Here is a 20,097-nt window from a genome sequence, read left to right as displayed (position 1 = left end):
ACTGAAGGCGGGATCAGCCGAAGCGGACCCCGCGCTCTTTCAGGCCTCCGCGCGGGCCTGGTACATCCAACGAAGCGTCTCGCCCAGATCGAAGTCCGGCAATGAGCCGACCGCGGCCCGCAGCTTGCCGTTGTCACCACGCAGCGACTTGACCTCGTTGGCGCGGACGAAGGCGGGATTCACTTTCACTTCGATGTCGCGGCCGGAGATGCCACGCATGCGTTCGATGACCTCATGCAGCGAATGCTCCTGGCCGGAGCAGACGTTGTAGGTCTGGCCATTGCCCGGCAGTGCCAGCAGGCCTTCGTAGGCAGCGGCCACACCCCGCACGTCATTGAAATCGCGCGAGACATCGGTGTTGCCCAGCTCGATCACATCGGCACCGCGGCGGAAGTGCGCCACGATCTTCGGAATCAGGAACTTCTCGTCCTGGCCCACGCCGGTGTAGTTGAATGGACGCACCAGGGTCAGCGGAAGCTGATCGATCCACAGCGCCGCCATGGCCTCCATCGCCATCTTGCTGACCGCGTAGTCGTTCTGCGGCGAAAGCGGCGCCTGCTCGTCGAGCACGCCGGACGCGTTGCCGTAGACATTGGCACTGCTGGCCAGCAGTACATTGCTCGGCGCCTCGTCCAGGGACGCCAGCGCTTCCAGCAGATTGCGCGTCCCCACCACGTTGACCCGGTAGATCTCGTCGGCATCACCGTGGGCGACGAACGAGATCGCAGCCAGATGGACCACGCGCTGCGGACGCACTCTGGCGACGTGCTGCTTGAGCGCAGCACGGTCGAGCAGATTGACCGACGTAGCGGTGTCACCGGAATGCAGATCATGCACATCGCACCCGGCAGCACGCAGGCGTTCGATCACGTAGCGCCCGGTGAACCCGGACGCCCCCGTGACCAGCACGCGCTGGCCTGACAACTCAGAACGAGAAGCCACGCTCGTTCCTCTTGAGGTCAGCCTCGACCATCATCTGGCACAGCTGTTCCAGGCTGGTCTGCGGCTTCCAGCCAAGGATGCGCTCGGCCTTTTCCGGGTTGCCGATCAGCAGATCGACTTCGGCCGGGCGGTGGAACTTCGGATTGATGCGCATCACGGTCTTGCCGGTGGCGGTGTCCACCGCGACTTCGTCGACGTCCTTGCCCTTGAACTCGACATCGATGCCGGCGCCCTTGAACGCCATCGCCACGAAGTCGCGCACGGTCTCGGTACGGTTGGTGGCCAGCACGAAGGTGTCCGGCTGCTCGGCCTGCAGCATGCGCCACATGCCTTCCACGTACTCCTTGGCGAAGCCCCAGTCACGCTTGGCGTCCAGGTTGCCCAGTTCCAGGACGTCCAGCTGGCCCAGCTTGATCTTGGCAACCGAGTCGGTGATCTTGCGGGTCACGAACTCGCGCCCGCGCAGCGGGCTTTCGTGGTTGAACAGGATGCCGCTGGAACCGAAGATGTCGTAGCTCTCGCGGTAGTTGACGGTGATCCAGTGCGCGTAGAGCTTGGCCACGCCGTACGGGCTGCGCGGGTAGAACGGGGTGTCCTCCACCTGCGGCACGGCCTGCACCTTGCCGAACATTTCCGAGGTCGACGCCTGGTAGAAGCGGATCTTCGGATTGACCAGGCGAATCGCTTCCAGCAGGTTCAGTGCACCCACACCGGTGATCTGCGCGGTGGTAGTCGGCTGGTCGAAGCTGACGCCGACGAAGCTCTGTGCGGCCAGGTTGTAGATCTCGTCCGGCTGGATCTTCTGCACCATCGCCAGCGACGTGCCGAGGTCGGTCAGGTCGTACTCCACCAGGTGCAGGTTCGGGTGGTTGGTCACGCCCAGCTCATCCAGGCGCCAGAAATTCACCGAGCTGGTGCGGCGGTAGGTGCCGTGCACTTCATAGCCCTTCTCCAGCAACAGCTGGGTGAGATAGGCGCCGTCCTGACCCGTGATGCCTGTGATGATTGCCTTCTTCATTGCTTCTCGTCCTGATGATTGAGTGAATTTGCAGCCAGAGCCTGCCGACGCGTGCGGAGGATCTGTCGAGCCATGGAGTCCAGACGGCGGGCCAGCGCAGGATACCGGTGTTCGGCGCGCCATTGTGCGGCACGCTGCTGCACATCGGCCAACACTGGATCGCCGTCGCGGCTGGCACGCAGCAGTTGCCGCAGACCGGCCGCAAGATCGGGCGGGGAGGTCCCGGGCAGACGGTGAACGACGTCGCCGACGTTGTCGAAGATCGCCAGCGGCGTGACGGCCACCGGGCGGCCTGAGGCCAGCCCGTAGCGGACTGCCGCGCTGGAGGATTCGCCGGTGCCCTGGTATGGGAACACCACCACATCGGCCTGCACCAGCTCCTGCATGCTCTCCTGGTCACGCAGGAAACGGGTCACCATCCGCACACGCGACTGCAGGCCATGCTGCACGACCCGGGCCACCGCCTGGTCGATCTGCTGCCGCGAGACATCCACCGGATACTCGGCATTGATCATCGCCAGTTCGACGTCCACGCCCTGGGCGACCATCAACGCAACAGCGTCGATCAGTTCCAGCAACCCCTTGTGCGGCAGGAAGAAACCGTAGGAAACGACGCGCAGGCGTGCGCCCGTGTTTGCCGCCGCCGGCTCAGCCGGTTCCAGGATGCCGTGCGGGAACATCGCGGTGTTGCGCTCCACGCCGATGTCCTTGAGACGGTTGAGGTCGTGTATGGAGTGCACCAGCACGCGATCGCAGCCGGCCAGTGCCGGCCCCAGGTCGCGCAGCCGCTTGCGCGGATTCTCCGCGGCATCAACGGTTGCATGCATCATCACGATCAGGCCCCTGCCGGCCGCCTGCTGCCGCTCAAGGAAGGCCGAGAACGCGGGGAAGTCAAAGAAGCCGTACTGGAACTGGATGATCAGCGTGTCCAGCTTCAGACGCTCGATCTGCTGTTCCAGCCGCTCAAGCATGTCGCCTTCGCCCTGCCGCCAGCAGCGGACAACCTCTGGCCCATCGCGGAACGTGCGGTCATCGGCCTCGGCCGCCAGGATCGCCACCGGTGTTCCGCCGCTCTCCACGAGATAGCTTGCGTAACTGGCCACGCCGCAGCGCGTATTCCAGGTCGTGATCCAGCCGACGCGCGCATCGGGCAGCGTCGGCTGCGCCGCGAACGCGCGTACGTCCTGCTCCAGTCTCCGCGCGGCATCGGACCACGTGAAGCGCGACTTCAGAAGTCGCCGCGCGGCCTCGACCTTGTCCCGCACACGCGCCGGATCGGCGCCGTGCACCTCACGCATTGCGGCGGCCAGCGCGTCGACATCGGGTTCGGCCCAGACCGAATTGCGCAGATTGAAGTGGGTCTGCGCCGGAACGAAGCGGTAATCCACCATCCAGGCGGTTTCTTCGCTGCAGAAATCCAGCTGCCCCCCCCAGTTGGTGGTGATCACCGGCAGGCCGCCCAGCATCGCTTCGGCCAATGGCAGGCCAAAGCCTTCAGCCCGGCTCGGCGCCAGCAGCGCGTTGCAGCTCGCGTACAGATGCTTGAGCTGGGCGTCGCTCACGTCCTCCTCGATGATGTGCACGTCCGGATAATCCGGGTTGTCGCGGCGTGCGTCAGCCAGCCAGCGATGCACTTCATTGTGTGGATTGGCGAAGGTCTTGATGACGAGGCTGACATCGTCGGCGGCGCTGAACGCCTTGCCATAGGCCAGAAGCATCGCGTCCACGCCCTTGCGCGGGAAGCACGAGGACACGTGGAGGAAGCGGAACCCCCTGCCCGGCACCGGATAGGTCGCATCGGCAACAATCTGCTCCCAGTGATCCACGCCGTTCCAGCAGACGCCAAGGGGAACCGACACGCCGTTATCCACCATGATCTTCTCGACATGATGCGAAACGCAGGAGATCCCCTGCAGGCTGTCATTGAACTCCTCGACCCACTCCTGCGGAAAACCGCTCTCCTCCCAGGGATAGGCGTGCAACAGGTTCATCCTTGCGCGTGCATCGGCAACCCGTGGCGGATACAGCAGTCGGCTGGTCACATCGGCCTGGTCGGCCGGGATCGCGGCCACGGCAGCATGCAGCGCCGCCACGCGCGGATTGCGCGCAAGGAACTGCGGTGACGGATCGAAATCACCCGGGCCTTCGGTCGAATGCAGACCCACGTGGTGGCCACGGTCGGCCAATGCTTCCGCGAGGCAACGGTTCACCAGGGCCAGGCTGTAGCTGCTGTCGAATGGACCTTCCACGCGCCAGGACAGCGACGCGGGCAGTTCACCGCCGCGTGCGAGCGCCTCGTTGGCCGCCATTCCGGAGGAGATCAGCGCTGCCGCCTGCTGCAGTTCGAAGGGTTCCGGCTCGCAGCCGACGTCCAGCCCACCCACCGCCTGGACCAGGGTACGGTAGCCGGCGTCGAGTGCAGGCGACGCGGCGACCCAGCGGCGATCGCGTGGCGCACGACGCGATGCGACCGCTTCCATGGCCTGCAGCGCGGCCTTGGCCGAATTGTCCCACGAGAACTTCGCCGCCTGCAGGGGGGCATGGGCACGCAGGGAGTCGGCGAATGCGGTGTCAGTCAAGACGTTCTGCATGGAGCGGGCGATCGAAGCAGGCTCCGTTGGATCGAACAACGCATCTTCACGACCGATCACCTCGGGGATGCTGGTCGTGCCTGAGCCAATGGTCGGTGCTCCGCAGGACATGGCCTCCAGCGCGGGCAGGCCAAAGCCTTCATGCAACGAGGGGAACACGAAGGCCGCCGTCGCGCTGTACAGCGCGATCAGCTCTTCGTCGGTGATATAGCCGGTGAACACCACCTGGTTGCTGACGCCGAGCTGCGCTGCCAGCGCATCGAAATTGCGGCGGTCGTGCTCGGACACTTTGCCGGCGATGACCAGCTGCGTCGACGCACGTACGGCAGGATCCATCAGGGAGAATGCCCGCAGCAGACCCTCTGCATTCTTGCGCGGCTCCATTGCCCCGCTGTACATCACGTAGCGGCCACGCAGGCCGAAGCGCTCGCGGAACAGGGTCTGCTCGCGTTCGCCGATGGCCATCGGCACGAAGTGCGGCGAGATTGCCGAGGAGATGTTGACCACACGCGCCGGATCGATATCCAACGCCTGCAATGCCTCCTGCCGCGCGTGCTGGGAGATCGACAGCAGCAGGTCGGCGCGCTTGAGCGACTCGACCTTGTCCATGTACCAGGACCCGACCCAGTCCGATGCCAGATAGACGTCGGGATTGAGCAGCGGAATCAGGTCATAAAGGGTCAGCGCAGTCGCCGCCCGTACGCCCGGCAACTTGCCGATCGAGCCGACCGCACCGCCCTGGGAACCTTCGAACAGGCTGGATACGTGGATGAAGTCGGGCTGGAGGCCATCCAGGAACGCTTCCCACATCAGCTCGGATGCACCACGCCGCCACGCATCCGCGGCGTTCGGCCAGCCTACCCGGCTGAAGGTATCGAACTGACGGATCCGTTCCTGCGGGACCAGGCCATCCAGGGCCTGGCGGATGTCGCCGATGCCATCGGGGAAGGTGCCGTTGACCGCCACCCAGATCTCATGGTCGCCCGCATTGCGGGCCATCGCTTGCGCCAGCGAGGTCGAATAGCGCCCGATGCCCCGGAATCGGCTCTCGGTCTGTGCACCCTGCAGGTCAATCAGCACTCTCATCGGGCAGCCCTTTCATTCCTTGAACGCTTCAGGTCTTCCAGCACGCGCCGGGCCCGTCGATCCAGATGGACGACAGTGACTTCGTGCTCGTTGCCCTCCATTGCAGCCAATCGCGCCCGCTCGATCTCGAACAGCTGTTCGCTGATGGCGATCTTCTGCAGGCGCTGGTGAAGGAAGGGAATGCGCGTAACCAGGGGCTTGGCCAGGCGTCGCAGCCACGGTGCGGCCATGGCGACCTTCAGCGCGCGCACGACCGCCGGCCGCAGCGCACGTTTCATGCGGCCCAGCACGCTGGACGACAGGCGTCGGCGCACGGCCCGGAACGGCCGCGTGAGCTGCCACGAACGGCTGCGTTCGATCGCATCCAGCTGCGCGCGCAGCTGCTCATGCGCCAACCACCAACGATGGGCCTCGTGCTTGCCCTTGGTGACCTGCTCAGTCAGCTCGTGCAGTTCGGTCAGCGCCTTCCTGTCGAGCAGGCTGCGCTCACGCTCATGCTTGCTCACCAGTTCCCGCTGGGCCACTGCCATCGCACGGACCGCGCCTTCGTGCTCGCTGCGCAGCCTTTCCATTGCACGGGCGTTGTGCTCGGTTGCCTCGGCGGATTCTTCCTGCGCCCGCTGCAGTGCCGCGTCCAGATCCTGGATCCGCTCGTTCAATTCGACCTCGCGTCGATCCGCCAGCGTCTGCAGTTCGTGATAGGCCAGGTTGATCTGCGAGCAGAACTGCGAGCCCGAACTCAGACTGAAATCATCGAACACATTGGGTCCGCTCTCGAATGCCGCATCCAGTTCGGGATGCTGCGCACTGGCGTAGAACCGGTTGAGGCCGTCGAAATAGACGAACCGGTACCCCTTGTCGAGCAGGATCGGTTCCCAGCTCTGGTGGGATTGTTCCGAACTCAGCGGACGCGTGCTTTCCACCACGACCAGCCAGGGCAAGCGGGTATCGCGCTGCCAGCCGCGCAGCACCAGTTCCTCTGCGCCCTCGACGTCGACCTTCAACCAGTGGATGTCAGTGGCTGGCACCTGCTCCAGCACGGTGTCCAGCGTCAGCGCCGGCACACGCACGTCGGAGACGTTGAAGCCCGCCTCCCGATGTTCGGCAGCGATGGCCGGATCCGTGGTGCTCAGGCCGGTATCGGCGATGTTGAAGAACTGCAGTATCCCGGGTTGATCGCTTACGGCAACCTGCAGCACCACCTCATCCGGCCGGCGATCGCGCAGCAGGTTGGCATACTGCGGCGTGGGCTCCACGTGCACGCCGCGCCAGCCATGCTCGTAGAACATCCGGCTTACCGAGTCGGTATCGGGGCTCTGTGCGCCCACATCGACATAGCAGCCATTGTCCACATGTGACAGCGCGCGCCAGAGCATGACGTCTTCGAAATTCTGCGCGTAGGAAATCAGCTTTGACATGGTTGTCCGTCAGTCCGCCTGCACACCATCGGCCGATGCGCGGCTGCGTTCGACGCTGAAGGCAGCATCGAGCCAGTTCGATCCGATGAACGTGGTCCTGTCGGCATTCATCACGTCGAACACCAGCAGGTTGTCCACCCACTCGAAGTTGTCGACCATGTGCGTTTCGGTGCTGACCAGCGCCGGCGACACCGAGTAGGAACCCGGGCCCAGCGTACAGGTGAAGTCCAGGTGGTAGACCACCTGTTCTCCGCCCCGTACATCTCGCTGGACCTGACCGGTATGCCAGGTATTGCTGCCCCAGATGATGTGGCCCTGCTTGTCGCGCAGCATGAACCCCAGTACCAGGCTGGGCAGGTCGGCACTGACCTGTGCCTTCAGTTCAAGCCGGAGCTTCTGGCCAACGGTTGCCAGCTTGACCTCCTGGCTGCTTTCGCCATCGAGCAGTCGCAGCGATTCCACGCGGGCCTGGCCGGTCCCGCTCCGGGTAGTCACCCAGCCGGATTTGCCACGGCGCTGCTCGACCGCAAGCGTCTCGTTTTCCTTCTTCGCGATCAGCGCGTTGTAGAAATCGATGACCTCGTCCGGCTCGCCATCCTTCAGCACTCGTCCCTTGTCCAGCAGGATCGCGCGGTCGCACAGTGCCTTCACGTCGCTGAGGCTGTGCGAGACCAGCATGATCGACGTGCCCTCCTCGCGGAAGCGACGCATGCGGTCGAAGCTCTTGTGCTGGAAGTAGCTGTCGCCGACCGACAGGGCCTCGTCGACGATCAGCAGGTCCGGGGTGAATGCAGTGGCGACGGCAAACGCCACGCGCACCTGCATGCCGCTGGAATAGGTACGCACGGGCTGGTCGAAGTACTCGCCCACTTCGGCGAAGGCCTCGATCTCCGGCATCGCGGCTTCGATCTGCTCCTGCGAGTAGCCCATCAGGCCTGCGGAGTGGAACGCGTTCTGGCGACCGGTGAGGTCGGGGTTGAAGCCCATGCCCAGCTCGAGAATCGCCGCAACGCGGCCGGTCCGCGTCACCTGGCCCTCGGTGGGCTGGGCGGTTCCGGTGATGAGCTTGAGCAGGGTGCTCTTGCCCGCGCCGTTCTGGCCGATCACGCCCACGGCTTCGCCGGGCGCGATGGTGAAAGACACATTGCGCAGCACCCAGTTCTCTTCCTTGGGCCGCGTCGGCACACCGAACCAGCGGGCCGCGCGCAGCCACTCGCTCGTCCAGACACGATACGCCTTGCCGACGTTGTCGACCTTCAGTTCACCACTCATAGCGCATCCACCATTTCCGGGCTGGCACGACGGAACATCACCAGCGAAGCCAATGCCAGCACCACCGTGGCGATCATCAGCCACAACAGGTCACCCCAGACCGGCGGCTTGTCGAACAGCAGCACGTTCTGGTAGCTGGTAACCAGCGGCAGCAACGGGTTGAGCCGGAAGATGGCCTGCACGCGCTCGGGCAGAATGGTGATGTGGTAGACGATGGGGGTCAGCCAGAACAATGCCTGCAGGACCACCGGGACGACCTGGCCGATATCGCGCATGAACACGTTGAGCACGCCCAGCAGCAGGCCCAGCGCCATCGAGAAACTCAGCGTCAGCAGCATCAGCGCCGGCAGCCACAGGGCCTCGGCAGTTGGCATGTGGCCCATCACCGCGAACACCGCGAAGATCGCCACCAGCAGCAGCACGTTGTTGACCAGCATCGTGCCACCGGCGATGAACGGCAGGCAGATGCGGGGGAACGACATCTTCTTCATCAGGTTGCCGCTGTCGACGAACAGGTTCACCGACTTGCCGATGGTCTCGGAGAACATCGTCCAGCACAGGGTGCCGGACATCAGGTACAGCGCGTAACCGTACTTGTCATCGATGCCCGGCAGCTTGGCGGCCAGCACCTCGGACAGGATCGTGGCGAAGATCAGCACCTGCATCAGCGGGTGGATGATCATCCACAAGGCGCCCAGGCGGCTGCGGATGAAGCGCAGCCGCAGCTCGTTCTTGATCGAGGAAAAAATGAAATAGCGGTAGTTCCACAGGGCTTTCAGCATACCCAGCATGTCCAATCCTCGTGCCCGGTGGTGGTGGTTCTTGGGTTCATCGGTCGTGTCGTTCCAAAGACTGCAATCGAGCGCGCATGGCCGTTGCGGCGGCCTGCAGGCTCATGGTTTCCAGGATGTCGCTGCGTGCCTGCACGCCGATCCGCTGCGCCAGGCCCGGTTCACGGGCGAGCCGGCGCATCCACGCTGCCGCGGCCGGCACGTCGGCCTCGGCCCAGGTGCCGCCATCGGCGAAGGGATACTCCCCCGGGCGGATCGGCACCGTGCGGAACGGCACCAGGCAGCTGTTGCCCTCGTTCATGAAATCGAGATTGCCCGACCAGGCGGTGGCGATCACCGGCTTGCCACGGGCCATGCTCTCGGCCAGTCCGAGCCCCAGCCCTTCCGCGCGGTGCAGCGAGACATAGGCATCGGCAGTTTCCTGCAATGCGTGCAGCTGCGCATCGTCGAGCACCTGGTCGCGTACCAGGATGCGCGGATCGCCGGCAGCCTGCTGCATCAGCTCGCGCAGCCGCTGCGGATGGCGGAAGCCGTTGCTGCACTTCATCACCAGCTGCACGTTGTCCGGTGCGCCATCGAAGGCCGCGCGGAACGCCGCCAGCACCGCCCACGGATTCTTGCGGTGGATCGACGAATTGAAGTCGAAGCTGCACAGGAACACGAACGCGTCGTCGTCCAGGCCGAAGCTGGACCGGGACAGGTCCGCGCCGGGCTGCGGCACGATCGGATGCGGAATGCGCACCACCGGCTTGCCGGTCGCGCGCCGGAAGGCATCCTCGACGAAGCGGGTGGAGACCCAGACTTCGTCGACCTGCTCCAGCGTTCGCTGCCATGCGGCCGGCACGGTATCCAGTTCCCAGAACCAGAACGCGATGGTGTAGGTATCGCGCGGCAGGCGGGGCGCCAGTTCACCGAACAGGTCCGGATTCACGAATACCAGGTTGAAGGGATAGGGCGCGCCCCGTCCGAGCTGGCCGGACAGGCTGTGGTCATTGCACGCATGCGGGATGCGGAGGGCGGCATCGTTCACCGCAACCGGATATCCCTCACCCAGCAGGGCCCGGGCATACATCCGTGCCGTCTGCCCCAGGCCGAACTGGCCGTGGATGTAGCCGTACAGATTGACGCCGGGCCCCAGGGTGGGATCTGTCGGCGGGAAGACCAGCGCTTCACCGCGCGCGTCGCCAGCGGCCGGTGCGGGCAGCGTGGGGAAACGTGCCTGCTCCAGTCCGCGGGCAAGCCACCAACGGCGCAGCCCGCCCAGGCGGGCGCGCAGGGCGTGGACGATGCGACGTGGCGCCCGCCTCCCTCCCCTGCTTTCGTCGTTGCTGGCCATGGTGCGGCTCAACCCAGCGCCCGTTCCAGGTCCAGCTGCAGGTCGCCCAGGTCTTCCACCCCCACGCTCAGGCGCACCAGCGCATCGCTGATGCCCAGCTGCTCGCGGCGCGCGACCGGGATCGACGCATGGGTCATCACGGCAGGATGGTTGACCAGGCTCTCCACGCCGCCGAGCGATTCGGCCAGGGTGAACAGCTCGGTCTTCTCGCAGAAGCGCTTGGCCGCCTCGAAACCGCCCTTGAGGACGATCGAGACGATGCCGCCGTAGCCGCCCATCTGGCGGGTCGCCAGGTCGTGCTGCGGGTGCGAGGCCAGGCCGGGGTAGATCACCTTGTCCACCGCCGGGTGCTTTTCCAGCCATTGGGCCAGGGCCAGCGCATTGGCGCAGTGCGCCTTCATGCGCAGCGGCAGGGTCTTCAGGCCACGCAGGGCCAGGAAGCTGTCGAACGGCCCCTGCACGCCCCCCACCGAGTTCTGCAGGAACGCCATCTGCTCGGCCAGTTCGGTGTTGTCGCCGACCACGACCATGCCGCCGACCATGTCCGAATGCCCGTTGAGGTACTTCGTGGCCGAGTGCAGGACCAGATCCGCACCCAGTTCCAGCGGACGCTGCAGCATCGGTGAGGCGAATGTGTTGTCCACCACCACGATCAGGCCGTGGCGCTTGGCGATGGCGGCGACCGCGGCGATGTCCACGATCTTCAGCATCGGGTTGGTCGGGGTTTCGATCCACACCATGCGCGTGGCCGGCGTGATCGCAGCCTCGAACGCGGCCAGGTCGGTCAGATCGACGAAGCTGAAGTCCAGCCCGGCGGTACGACGGCGCACGCGCTCGAACAGGCGGAAGCTGCCGCCATAGATGTCATCCATCGCCACCACGTGGCTGCCGGCGTCCAGCAGTTCGATCACGGTCGAGCTGGCGGCCATGCCGGAAGCAAAGGCGAAACCGCGGGTTCCCCCCTCCAGCGAGGCGACGCAGCGCTCATAGGCAAAGCGGGTCGGATTGTGCGTACGCGAGTATTCGAAGCCCTGGTGCTCGCCCGGGCTGGACTGCGCATAGGTCGAGGTGGCGTAGATCGGCGGCATCACCGCACCGGTGCTCGGATCGGGCGACTGGCCGCCGTGGATGGCCAGGGTGGCCAGGGCGAGCGCGCGATCCTGGGAAGAAGCGTTGGACATGTTGATTCCTGATGGGCACCGGTGGACGGTGCCGTCGAAGGAGCGGAAGTCTATCAGCGCGGCCTTAACAACCTTTGACGCGAATAAGCGTGAATTCAGCTGCGATCGTCTGCGATCTTCGCGTTACTGAACGCGACGCCGCAGGTAGTTGAGCAGATCGATCCGGGTGATCAGGCCGAGGAAGGCATTGCCGTCCATGACGATCGCCACCTGGCCACGATCGAAGACGGGCAGCAGGGCTTCGATCGGCGACTTCACGTCCAGCCGGTCCAGCTTGCTGACCATGGCCGTGGCCACCGGATCCCGGAAGCGCGCCTCGTCGCCGTAGACATGCAGCAGTACGTCGCTTTCATCGACGATGCCGACCAGCTGGTCGCCCTCCATCACCGGCAGCTGCGAGACGTCGTACAGCTTCATCCGCTGGTAGGCGGTGGTCAACAGATCATTCGGGCCGATCACGACGGTGTCGCGCTGGCCGTACGGGCGCAGGATCAGGTCGCGCAGGTCGCCGTGCTGCGGGCGCTCGAGGAAGCCGTTGTCCAGCATCCAGTAGTCGTTGTACATCTTCGACAGGTACTTGTTGCCGGTGTCGCACACCAGCACCAGCACCTTCTTCGGCGTGGTCTGCTCGCGGCAGTACTTCAGTGCGGCGGCGAGCAGGGTACCCGTGGAGGAGCCACCGAGGATGCCTTCCTTGCCCAGCAGTTCGCGTGCGGTGTGGAAGCTCTCGGCGTCGCTGATGGCATAGGCCTTGGTGACACGGCTGAAATCGGAGATCGAGGGCAGGAAATCCTCGCCGATGCCTTCCACCAGCCAGCTGCCCGACTTGTCATTGAGCACGCCATCATTGATGTACTCGGCCAGGATCGACCCGACCGGGTCGGCCAGCACCAGCTCGGTCTTCGGCGACAGCGTGGCGAAGGCGCGCGACAGGCCGGTCATGGTGCCCGAGCTGCCGCAGCCGAACACGATGGCGTCCAGATCGCCGCCCATCTGCTCCAGGATCTCCGGGCCGGTGCCGAATTCGTGGGCGGCCGGATTGTCGGGGTTGCCGAACTGGTTGATGAAGTAGGCGCCCGGCGTCTGCTCGGCGATGGTCTTTGCCAGGTCCTGGTAGTACTCCGGGTGGCCCTTGGCCACGTCCGAGCGGGTCAGACGCACTTCAGCGCCCATCGCCTTCAGATTGAAGATCTTTTCCCGGCTCATCTTGTCGGGAACAACCAGGATCAACTTGTAGCCCTTCTGCTGGGCGACCAGGGCCAGGCCCAGTCCGGTGTTGCCCGCGGTGCCCTCGACCAGCGTCGCGCCCGGCTTCAGGTCCCCGCGCTTCTCCGCTGCCTCGATCATCGACAGGCCGATGCGATCCTTGATCGATCCACCCGGGTTGGCGTTCTCGAGCTTCAGATAGAGCTCGCAGACACCGGTGTCCAGGCGCTGGGCCTTGACGATCGGGGTCTGGCCAATGAGTTCGAGGACGGAAGAATGGATGGGCATTCGCAGGACTTTCGGTTCGCGCCACACAGGGCCGGACAGATGATTATCCGACGGATGGCGCTGAAAGTCAGGTCAGTCCGGGCATGGGCGTGACGCTGCCGGAAAGGGGATGCGGACGGCCCCGGATCGACGAGGAGACCGGTACCGTCCGCATCGATGAGACAGGGACGTGCGGGCCAAGGCACCACCGCCTGTGGTGCCTTGGCGCGGCCGCCGTCATCGGCGGTACCGCGACGCCAGGGCGCGAGCGCCTGGCCGGGCCTTCTGTGGCCGGGTCACGCCGCTCCGGGCGCGACGAGGTGCGTCACAGCGTGGCGGACGTCGTTGGGAGCGGTGTTTCGTACATTCGCAGAAGTCGTTGCTTGGCCAGCAGCTTCTCACGCTTCATGCGACCCAGGGTGACATCATCGATCGGGAGTACACCCAACTCCGCGTCCATGCACTTCTTGTTCAACTTGCGGTGCTGGTCATGGAGTGCCCTGAACTCCGGATCACGCGCGCGACGTGCGTCGATCTCGCTCTGGGGCTGATCTTCAAACATGATGGACCTCCTTCGACAGATACGCGAACGCCCCGGCCGCAAGGCACGGGGCGTTGTTCATGGAGGAGCGCCGTTCGATGGCTGCATGGGTGCGCACAACGACCTGCGGCACTGGCCTGCGCACGTCGGTCTGCTGCGGTTCGCGCCCTGCTTGCATCGGCCCGGCCCTCCCATCGTCCGGTCCGCGGCATTGCGTCCCGGACGATTGACCCTACGCCTGCTCCGGGCGGGGTACAAGACCCCTGCGACAAAAAGACCGAACCCCGCCGGGGCGGGGTTCAGGCTGAATGCTCAACGCAACGAAAAACAAACAATATCAATCAATTACGGGGCGATGATGACCTCGGCCGAGCGCGCCCGGGTCGACGCCGCCTTCTTGCCGCTGATCTGGATGCGGTTGCTGGCGACACCGCCCGCCACCAGTGCATCACGCAGGGCCTCGGCGCGCTTCTGCCCGACGCCGTTGGCGCTGTCGTAGGCCTCGATGCGCAGCCGGCCCTTCTTGCCGATGTTCAGGTACTCGGCCAACGCCTTGGCCTGGTTGCGCGCCCCGGCGGACAGACTGGAGCCGCCCGCTCCGAAAGCATCACCGGCGAAGGTGAAGACCTCGCCGCGTCCGTCGAACTTCGAGCCCGGCAGCTTCTGCCCGGACACCAGCTCGGCCTCCTCGCGGGCCAGTTTCGCCGCATTCTGCTGGGCCGCGCTCAATCGCTGCTGCTGCTTGCCGGCCACGCTGGTCAGGGCGTTCTCGGCGTCCTGCCGCGCCAGCGTCTCGGCCTCGGCAGCCTGACGCAGGCGTTCAGCTTCCTCGGCCTGCATCTGCGCCTGCATGCGCAGCTGTTCGGCCTCCTGGCGGGCGCGGGCGGCATCGCGGCGGCTCGCCTCGATCAGCAGGTCACTGCGGGTCCGCTCGAGCCGATCGACCTCACGGGCGGCCAGGGCCGCGCGTACGGCGGTCTCGGCGATCTCGACCCGGCGCTGGGCCAGGTAGGTCGCCAACTCCTGGTCGCGGCGCTTGGCCTTGTCCAGGGTGGCAATGGCCTGCTGGGCCTGCATGCGCTCGAAGGCGCCCAGTTCGGCGGTGTCCGGATTGGCCTGGATGGCCATCAGGCGCTGGCTCAGCTGGGCCACCACGGGGTTGTCGGCCGCCAGGGCAAGGGTCGGCAGAGCCAGCAGTACGGCCAGGGTTGCGGCGTTCACGGGTTTCACCGGCGGTCCTCCCCGGTCGAGAGCTGGCGCTGCAGCTGGTTGACCTCGTTGCGGCGCAGCTGCAGCTGCGCGGTGGCAGTGGCCTCCTCGCTGCGGGCGCGGGCCAGGTCGGCATCGGCCGCCGCGCGCAGGGCCATGGCCGGGGCGTTCTTGCGTTCGCGGCGATCGCCAGCGGCGCGCTGCGCCTGCTCCAGGCCCTGCCGGGCCAGATCGATCAGGTCCGGGGCGTACTGGTCGGCATCGGCCTGGGTGGCCTTGTCCACCGCCTGCCGGGCCTGGGCCAGTTCCAGCGCACCGTCCTGCGCCCAGGCGGGGGCAGACAGTGCGAATGCAAACGCCATCACATACAGGCCGTGGCGCATTCGTGCGAAGCTAGGTCGTTTCATTGGGGAGGCCGTACCGGTTGTCGGTTCACGGCCATTGTCGTCAAGCCAGCGCCGTGCTTGCAACGGGCGCCGGCAGTTTCGTTGGGGAAAATTCGCGATGGATATCGGCTACTTCCTGAAGCTGATGACCGAAAAGAACGCCTCGGACATGTTCCTGACCACCGGAGCACCGGTCTACATCAAGATCGAGGGGAAGCTTTATCCGCTGGGCAACACCGGCCTGCCGCCCGGCATGGTCAAGAAGATCGCCTATTCGCTGATGGACGAGGGCCAGGTGCCGCAGTTCGAGCGCGAGCTGGAGCTCAACATGGCCATCGCCCTGGCCGATGCCGGCCGTTTCCGGGTGAACGTGTTCAAGCAGCGGGGCGAGGTCGGCATGGTCATCCGCGCCATCCGCAGCCGGATCCCGAGCATCGAGGAGCTGAACCTGCCGCAGGTGCTGAAGGACGTCATCATGACCCCGCGCGGGCTGGTGCTGGTGGTGGGGTCCACCGGTTCCGGCAAATCGACCTCGCTGGCGTCGATGATCGACCATCGCAACAGCACCACGACCGGACACATCCTCACCATCGAGGATCCGATCGAGTACCTGCACAAGCACAAGATGTCCATCGTCAACCAGCGTGAAGTGGGGCTGGACACCCATGCCTTCCACAATGCGCTGAAGAACGCGATGCGCGAGGCACCGGACGTCATCCTGATCGGCGAGATCCTGGATGCCGAGACGATGGAAGCGGCCATCGCCTTCGCCGAGACCGGCCATCTGTGCCTGGCCACGCTGCATTCCAACAATGCCGACCAGACCATCGAGCGGATCCTCAACTTCTTCCCGGAAAGCGCGCACAAGAACGTGCTGATGAACCTGGCGCTGAACCTGCGTGCGGTGATCAGCCAGCGCCTGGTGAAGAACAAGGACGGCCGCCGTCTTCCAGCCACCGAGGTGCTGATCAACACCCCGATGATCCGCGACCTGCTGCGACGCGGCCAGGTGCACGAGATCAAGGCAGCGATGGAAGCCTCGCTGGAAGAAGGCATGGAGAGCTTCGACCAATGCCTGTTCCGGCTCGCCAAGTCCGGCGTGATCGAGCAGGAGGAAGCCTTGCGCGCTGCCGATTCGCGCGACGGCCTGGCGCTGAAGTTCCGCCTCTCCGAAGGCAGCAGCGGCGAGCACGACCCGTACGCCGACTATTCAGCAGGCCAGCCGAGCATCACCCACGGCTTCTGATCCACCCCCGCCGGGCCATGCCCGGCGGCAGTGCACGCCCGTCGGTAGCGCCGGGCCATGCCCGGCGGCAGATCCTGAAGAGTTCAGGGGCTGTCTCATCCAATGAGACAGCCCCTGCGTAGCGTGCCGTCATGGACACCCTCCGCAAGCTGGCCATTCTTGCCGACGCCGCCAAATACGACGCCTCCTGTGCTTCCAGCGGGTCCGGCAAGCGCGACTCCCGGACCAGCGGTGGCATCGGCAGCACCGAGGGCATGGGCATCTGCCACAGCTACACGCCGGACGGCCGCTGCGTGTCCCTGCTGAAGATCCTGCTCACCAACTTCTGCGTCTACGACTGTGCGTACTGCATCAACCGCGTCTCCAGCAACGTGCCACGCGCGCGTTTCAGTGTGGATGAGGTGGTCGCGCTGACCCTGGACTTCTACAAGCGCAACTACATCGAGGGCCTGTTCCTTTCCAGCGGAATCATCCGCAATGCGGATTACACGATGGAGCGCCTGGTGGAGGTCGCCCGCCAGCTGCGCGAGGAACATCGCTTCGCCGGCTACATCCACCTCAAGACCATCCCCGAAGCATCGCCGGAACTGCTGGCAGCGGCCGGCCGGCACGCCGACCGTCTTTCGATCAATGTCGAACTGCCCACCGAGGCCGGACTGACGAAACTGGCTCCGGAGAAGACCGTCGGCTCGATCCGCGGCGCCATGGGCGAGCTGCGCTGGCGCATCGAGGAAGCCAAGGAGGCCGGCAAGGCATCGCGTGCGGTCACCGCGGGCGCGCCGCGCCGGACGCGAGCGAAAGCCCCGCGCTTCGCACCGGCGGGGCAGAGCACGCAGATGATCGTCGGTGCCGATGGCGCCAGCGACAGGCAGATCCTCTGCAGCGCCGACAATCTGTACGGCAGTTACCGGATGCGCCGCGTCTACTACTCGGCGTTCAGCCCCATTCCCGACGCCAGTCTGCAGTTGCCGGTGCAGCCGCCGCCACTGCAGCGCGAGCATCGGCTGTACCAGGCGGACTGGCTGCTGCGCTTCTATGGCTATGGCGTGGAGGAGATCACCGACACCGCGCAGGGGGGCATGCTGGATCTGGACATCGATCCGAAGATGGCTTGGGCGATCCGCCATCCCGAGCGCTTCCCCGTCGACCTCAACCGTGCGCCGAAGGAACTGCTGCTGCGGGTTCCCGGGCTCGGCGTACGCAACGTGAAGCGCGTGTTGATGGCGCGCCGCCATGGCCGGCTGCGGGTGGCGGACATTGCGAGGCTGAAGGCACCGATGGGCAAGCTGCTGCCGTTCGTGGTGCTGGCTGACCACCAGCCACGCAAGGCGCTGGAGGATCCTGTGGCATTGCGCGCGCGCCTGGCCCCGCCGCCCCGCCAGGGATCGCTGTTCGATGCGCCGCCGGCGGCCTGACGCCCAGCGCTGGTCGCTGCGGGTCGATCCCCCGTGGTCGCTCGATGCCTGGCGGGGTGCAGCGCGCGAAGCGCTGCTGCGCGGACTGTCGCCCGAGCAGCTGGACTGGTTGGAAAGCAGCGCCGGGTCGTTGCTGGATGCTCCTGCAGCGACCCAGGCCCCGCTGCTGGAAACGCCCTCCGTGCCACATGTGCCGAGTGCGTTCCTTGAGCTGGCCTCCACCTGCCTGTGCCATGCCGATGCGCAGCCGATGCCACTGCTGTACCGGCTGCTGTGGCGGATCGTGCACGGCGAGCGCGCGCTGCTCTCCAATCCAACCGACGCCGATGTGCTGCGCGCGATGACGATGGCGCAGGCGGTCCGCCGCGACACGCACAAGATGAAGGCGTTCGTGCGCTTCCGCGAGATCCCCGGCGAGCAGGATGCCTTCATCGCATGGTTCGAGCCGCAGCATCGGATCGTCGACCGGGTCGCGGCGTTCTTCGCACGCCGCTTCGCTGGCATGCGCTGGGCCATCCTCACCCCCTACCGGAGCGTGCACTGGGATGGCCAGGCGCTGTCCTTCGGCGCTGGCGGGCACCGCGAGCAGGCGCCGGCGGAGGACGCACGCGAGACGCTCTGGCAGACCTACTACGCAAGCATCTTCAATCCCGCACGCCTCAACACGCGGATGATGCAGCAGGAGATGCCTGCCCGGTACTGGCGGCACCTGCCCGAGGCGCAGCTGCTGCCCGGGCTGATCCGCGATGCTGGCGACCGCGTGCAGGCCATGCACGATCGTCCGGCGCAGCCACCCCAGCGGCGGATTCCATCGCGGCAGGCGACATCCCCGGTCCCCTCACCCTCCAGTGATCTGTCCACCCTGCAGCGCCAGGCAGCGGGCTGCCGGCAGTGCCCCCTGTGGGAGTCCACCACCCAGGTGGTGTTCGGTGAAGGGCCTGGCGATGCACGGGTGATGCTGGTCGGCGAACAGCCGGGCGACACCGAGGACCTGTGCGGACGCCCCTTCGCGGGACCTGCCGGCGCGCTGCTGGACCGTGCCCTCTCCGAGCTGGGTATCGCCCGCTCCACGCTGTACCTGACCAACGCAGTGAAGCATTTCCACCACGAGAGGCGCGGCAAGGTGCGCCTGCACAAACGTCCGCAGGGCCGCCATGTGCAGGCCTGCCGTCCGTGGCTGCTCGGCGAGATCGAGCGGGTGCGGCCGGAGATCATCGTGTGCCTGGGCGCAACGGCGGCGTCGGCGGTGTTCGGCAGCCATTTCAGCCTGACGCGTGATCGCGCCCGTTGGCACACCCTGCCGGATGGCACCCGTGGCTCTGCCACGGTGCATCCCGCATGGGTGTTGCGGCAGGCCGACGAGGTCCGTCGAGAAGACGCATACCGGCTGTTCCGCGATGACCTGCGGCAGTTGCTCATCGGGGATGCGGAATCCACCGGGCGTCGCCCCGCGCTGCCACCGACCAGCGAGGGGTAGCGCCGGACCATGCCCGGCGATCGCAGCGGCAATCAGGCCGCGTCGACCTGGTTTTCGGGGCGCGCACGCTCGAATGCGTCCAGCGCCTGGCAGGCGGCTTCGATGCGGCGCAGGGTCGGATACGGCGACAGATCCAGACCAAAGCGATGTGCGTTGTACACCTGCGGCAGCAGGCAGATGTCGGCCAGGCCGGGCCGGTCGCCATGGCAGAAGGTGCCGGTGTCGCTGCTGCCGGCCAGCAGGGTTTCCAGGGCCGCAAAGCCTTCGGCGATCCACTGCAGCGTCCACTGGGTGCGGACATCGGCGGACAGGTGCAGGCCGCGTTCCAGATGCTGCATCACCCGCAGGTTGTTCAGCGGATGGATGTCGCAGGCGACCAGCTGCGCCAGCGCACGGACGCGGGCGCGGCCGGCCGCATCGGCCGGCAGCAGCGGCATCTGCGGAAAACGTTCGTCCAGATACTCCAGGATCGCCAGCGACTGGGTCAGCACCTGCCCGTCGTGCAGCAGGGTCGGCACCCGCTCCTGCGGATTGAGTACGCGATAGGCTTCGCCGTGCTGTTCACCACCGTCGCGCAGCAGATGAACCGGGCGCGCCTCCCAGCGCAGGCCCTTCAGCTCCAGGCCGATGCGCACGCGGTAGGCGGCGCTGGATCGCCAGTAGGTGTACAGCACGATGCCGTCGTCGACCGGGATCTCCATCGCCGCGTTCCTCC

Annotated in this window: 16 protein-coding genes; 3 read left to right on the top strand and 13 right to left on the bottom strand. The window is 65.9% G+C overall.

All coding sequences use genetic code 11. From position 1 onward, the window contains the following. Positions 1 to 39: 39 nt before the first annotated feature. The 12 genes from AC5P76_RS16420 to AC5P76_RS16365 form a co-directional block, all read right to left on the bottom strand. Entirely contained in the window at positions 40 to 942 is a 903-nt protein-coding gene (locus AC5P76_RS16420) for a GDP-mannose 4,6-dehydratase (RefSeq protein ID WP_053516979.1), read from the bottom strand. Beyond that, a complete protein-coding gene (gmd, locus tag AC5P76_RS16415; RefSeq protein WP_053516980.1) occupies positions 926 to 1,960 on the bottom strand; it encodes a GDP-mannose 4,6-dehydratase in 1,035 nt (344 codons plus the stop codon). Before gmd ends, AC5P76_RS16420 begins: the two co-directional genes overlap by 17 nt. Next, complete coding sequence (locus tag AC5P76_RS16410; RefSeq protein WP_253120232.1) at positions 1,957 to 5,637, bottom strand: glycosyltransferase; 3,681 nt, start codon at positions 5,635 to 5,637, stop codon at positions 1,957 to 1,959. The genes gmd and AC5P76_RS16410 overlap by 4 nt, the downstream gene beginning before the upstream one ends. Next, complete coding sequence (locus AC5P76_RS16405; RefSeq protein WP_253120230.1) at positions 5,634 to 7,055, bottom strand: FkbM family methyltransferase; 1,422 nt, start codon at positions 7,053 to 7,055, stop codon at positions 5,634 to 5,636. Before AC5P76_RS16405 ends, AC5P76_RS16410 begins: the two co-directional genes overlap by 4 nt. 9 nt (positions 7,056 to 7,064) lie before the next feature. Then, positions 7,065 to 8,327 (bottom strand): ABC transporter ATP-binding protein, encoded by a 1,263-nt coding sequence (locus AC5P76_RS16400; protein WP_053516984.1) that lies wholly within the window; start codon positions 8,325 to 8,327, stop codon positions 7,065 to 7,067. After that, the gene (locus tag AC5P76_RS16395) at positions 8,324 to 9,118 is read right to left on the bottom strand and encodes an ABC transporter permease (protein ID WP_111186692.1); all 795 of its coding nucleotides are present in this window, start codon (positions 9,116 to 9,118) and stop codon (positions 8,324 to 8,326) included. The genes AC5P76_RS16400 and AC5P76_RS16395 overlap by 4 nt, the downstream gene beginning before the upstream one ends. A gap of 37 nt (positions 9,119 to 9,155) precedes the next feature. Next, on the bottom strand, positions 9,156 to 10,454 hold the full coding sequence (locus AC5P76_RS16390; protein ID WP_253120227.1) for a glycosyltransferase family 4 protein: 1,299 nt from the start codon (positions 10,452 to 10,454) through the stop codon (positions 9,156 to 9,158). An 8-nt stretch (positions 10,455 to 10,462) separates the two neighbouring features. After that, positions 10,463 to 11,635, bottom strand: a complete 1,173-nt coding sequence (locus tag AC5P76_RS16385; protein ID WP_253120224.1) for a cystathionine gamma-synthase — start codon at positions 11,633 to 11,635, stop codon at positions 10,463 to 10,465. Between the two features lie 123 nt (positions 11,636 to 11,758). Further along, positions 11,759 to 13,129, bottom strand: a complete 1,371-nt coding sequence (locus AC5P76_RS16380; RefSeq protein WP_053516986.1) for a pyridoxal-phosphate dependent enzyme — start codon at positions 13,127 to 13,129, stop codon at positions 11,759 to 11,761. 304 nt (positions 13,130 to 13,433) lie between these two features. Continuing rightward, positions 13,434 to 13,670, bottom strand: coding sequence for an HP1242/YdcH family protein (locus AC5P76_RS16375; RefSeq protein ID WP_053516987.1), 237 nt, complete (start codon positions 13,668 to 13,670; stop codon positions 13,434 to 13,436). A gap of 324 nt (positions 13,671 to 13,994) precedes the next feature. Further along, positions 13,995 to 14,879: an OmpA family protein gene (locus AC5P76_RS16370; RefSeq protein ID WP_053516988.1), complete on the bottom strand. Its 885-nt coding sequence runs from the start codon at positions 14,877 to 14,879 to the stop codon at positions 13,995 to 13,997. Next, on the bottom strand, positions 14,876 to 15,241 hold the full coding sequence (locus tag AC5P76_RS16365; RefSeq protein WP_053516990.1) for a DUF4398 domain-containing protein: 366 nt from the start codon (positions 15,239 to 15,241) through the stop codon (positions 14,876 to 14,878). Before AC5P76_RS16365 ends, AC5P76_RS16370 begins: the two co-directional genes overlap by 4 nt. A gap of 121 nt (positions 15,242 to 15,362) precedes the next feature. On the opposite strand from AC5P76_RS16365, the gene AC5P76_RS16360 reads away from it, so the two are divergent. The 3 genes from AC5P76_RS16360 to AC5P76_RS16350 all read left to right on the top strand — a co-directional run bounded on the left by AC5P76_RS16360 (position 15,363) and on the right by AC5P76_RS16350 (position 19,382). Next, positions 15,363 to 16,490, top strand: a complete 1,128-nt coding sequence (locus AC5P76_RS16360) for a PilT/PilU family type 4a pilus ATPase (protein WP_053516991.1) — start codon at positions 15,363 to 15,365, stop codon at positions 16,488 to 16,490. Positions 16,491 to 16,621: 131 nt separating this feature from the next. Further along, a complete protein-coding gene (locus AC5P76_RS16355; RefSeq protein WP_253120222.1) occupies positions 16,622 to 17,905 on the top strand; it encodes a putative DNA modification/repair radical SAM protein in 1,284 nt (427 codons plus the stop codon). After that, positions 17,886 to 19,382: a UdgX family uracil-DNA binding protein gene (locus AC5P76_RS16350; RefSeq protein WP_065175360.1), complete on the top strand. Its 1,497-nt coding sequence runs from the start codon at positions 17,886 to 17,888 to the stop codon at positions 19,380 to 19,382. Before AC5P76_RS16355 ends, AC5P76_RS16350 begins: the two co-directional genes overlap by 20 nt. Before the next feature lie 32 nt (positions 19,383 to 19,414). On the opposite strand, the gene maiA is transcribed toward AC5P76_RS16350, so the two are convergent. Further along, the gene (gene maiA, locus AC5P76_RS16345) at positions 19,415 to 20,083 is read right to left on the bottom strand and encodes a maleylacetoacetate isomerase (RefSeq protein WP_053516994.1); all 669 of its coding nucleotides are present in this window, start codon (positions 20,081 to 20,083) and stop codon (positions 19,415 to 19,417) included. Positions 20,084 to 20,097: the final 14 nt, after the last annotated feature.

Source organism: Stenotrophomonas sp. YJH_SMC_36 (assembly GCF_059369935.1).
This window is presented reverse-complemented; position numbering and strand designations above follow the sequence as displayed.

Excerpts from the sequence above, each read along its gene's own strand:
- gmd (WP_053516980.1), bottom strand. The coding sequence starts at position 1,960 with ATGAAGAAGGCAATCATCACAGGCATCACGGGTCAGGACGGCGCCTAT.
- AC5P76_RS16410 (WP_253120232.1), bottom strand. The coding sequence starts at position 5,637 with ATGAGAGTGCTGATTGACCTGCAGGGTGCACAGACCGAGAGCCGATTC.
- AC5P76_RS16405 (WP_253120230.1), bottom strand. The coding sequence starts at position 7,055 with ATGTCAAAGCTGATTTCCTACGCGCAGAATTTCGAAGACGTCATGCTC.
- AC5P76_RS16400 (WP_053516984.1), bottom strand. The coding sequence starts at position 8,327 with ATGAGTGGTGAACTGAAGGTCGACAACGTCGGCAAGGCGTATCGTGTC.
- AC5P76_RS16395 (WP_111186692.1), bottom strand. The coding sequence starts at position 9,118 with ATGCTGGGTATGCTGAAAGCCCTGTGGAACTACCGCTATTTCATTTTT.
- AC5P76_RS16390 (WP_253120227.1), bottom strand. The coding sequence starts at position 10,454 with ATGGCCAGCAACGACGAAAGCAGGGGAGGGAGGCGGGCGCCACGTCGC.
- AC5P76_RS16385 (WP_253120224.1), bottom strand. The coding sequence starts at position 11,635 with ATGTCCAACGCTTCTTCCCAGGATCGCGCGCTCGCCCTGGCCACCCTG.
- AC5P76_RS16380 (WP_053516986.1), bottom strand. The coding sequence starts at position 13,129 with ATGCCCATCCATTCTTCCGTCCTCGAACTCATTGGCCAGACCCCGATC.
- AC5P76_RS16375 (WP_053516987.1), bottom strand. The coding sequence starts at position 13,670 with ATGTTTGAAGATCAGCCCCAGAGCGAGATCGACGCACGTCGCGCGCGT.
- AC5P76_RS16365 (WP_053516990.1), bottom strand. The coding sequence starts at position 15,241 with ATGCGCCACGGCCTGTATGTGATGGCGTTTGCATTCGCACTGTCTGCC.
- AC5P76_RS16360 (WP_053516991.1), top strand. The coding sequence starts at position 15,363 with ATGGATATCGGCTACTTCCTGAAGCTGATGACCGAAAAGAACGCCTCG.
- AC5P76_RS16355 (WP_253120222.1), top strand. The coding sequence starts at position 16,622 with ATGGACACCCTCCGCAAGCTGGCCATTCTTGCCGACGCCGCCAAATAC.
- AC5P76_RS16350 (WP_065175360.1), top strand. The coding sequence starts at position 17,886 with ATGCGCCGCCGGCGGCCTGACGCCCAGCGCTGGTCGCTGCGGGTCGAT.
- maiA (WP_053516994.1), bottom strand. The coding sequence starts at position 20,083 with ATGGAGATCCCGGTCGACGACGGCATCGTGCTGTACACCTACTGGCGA.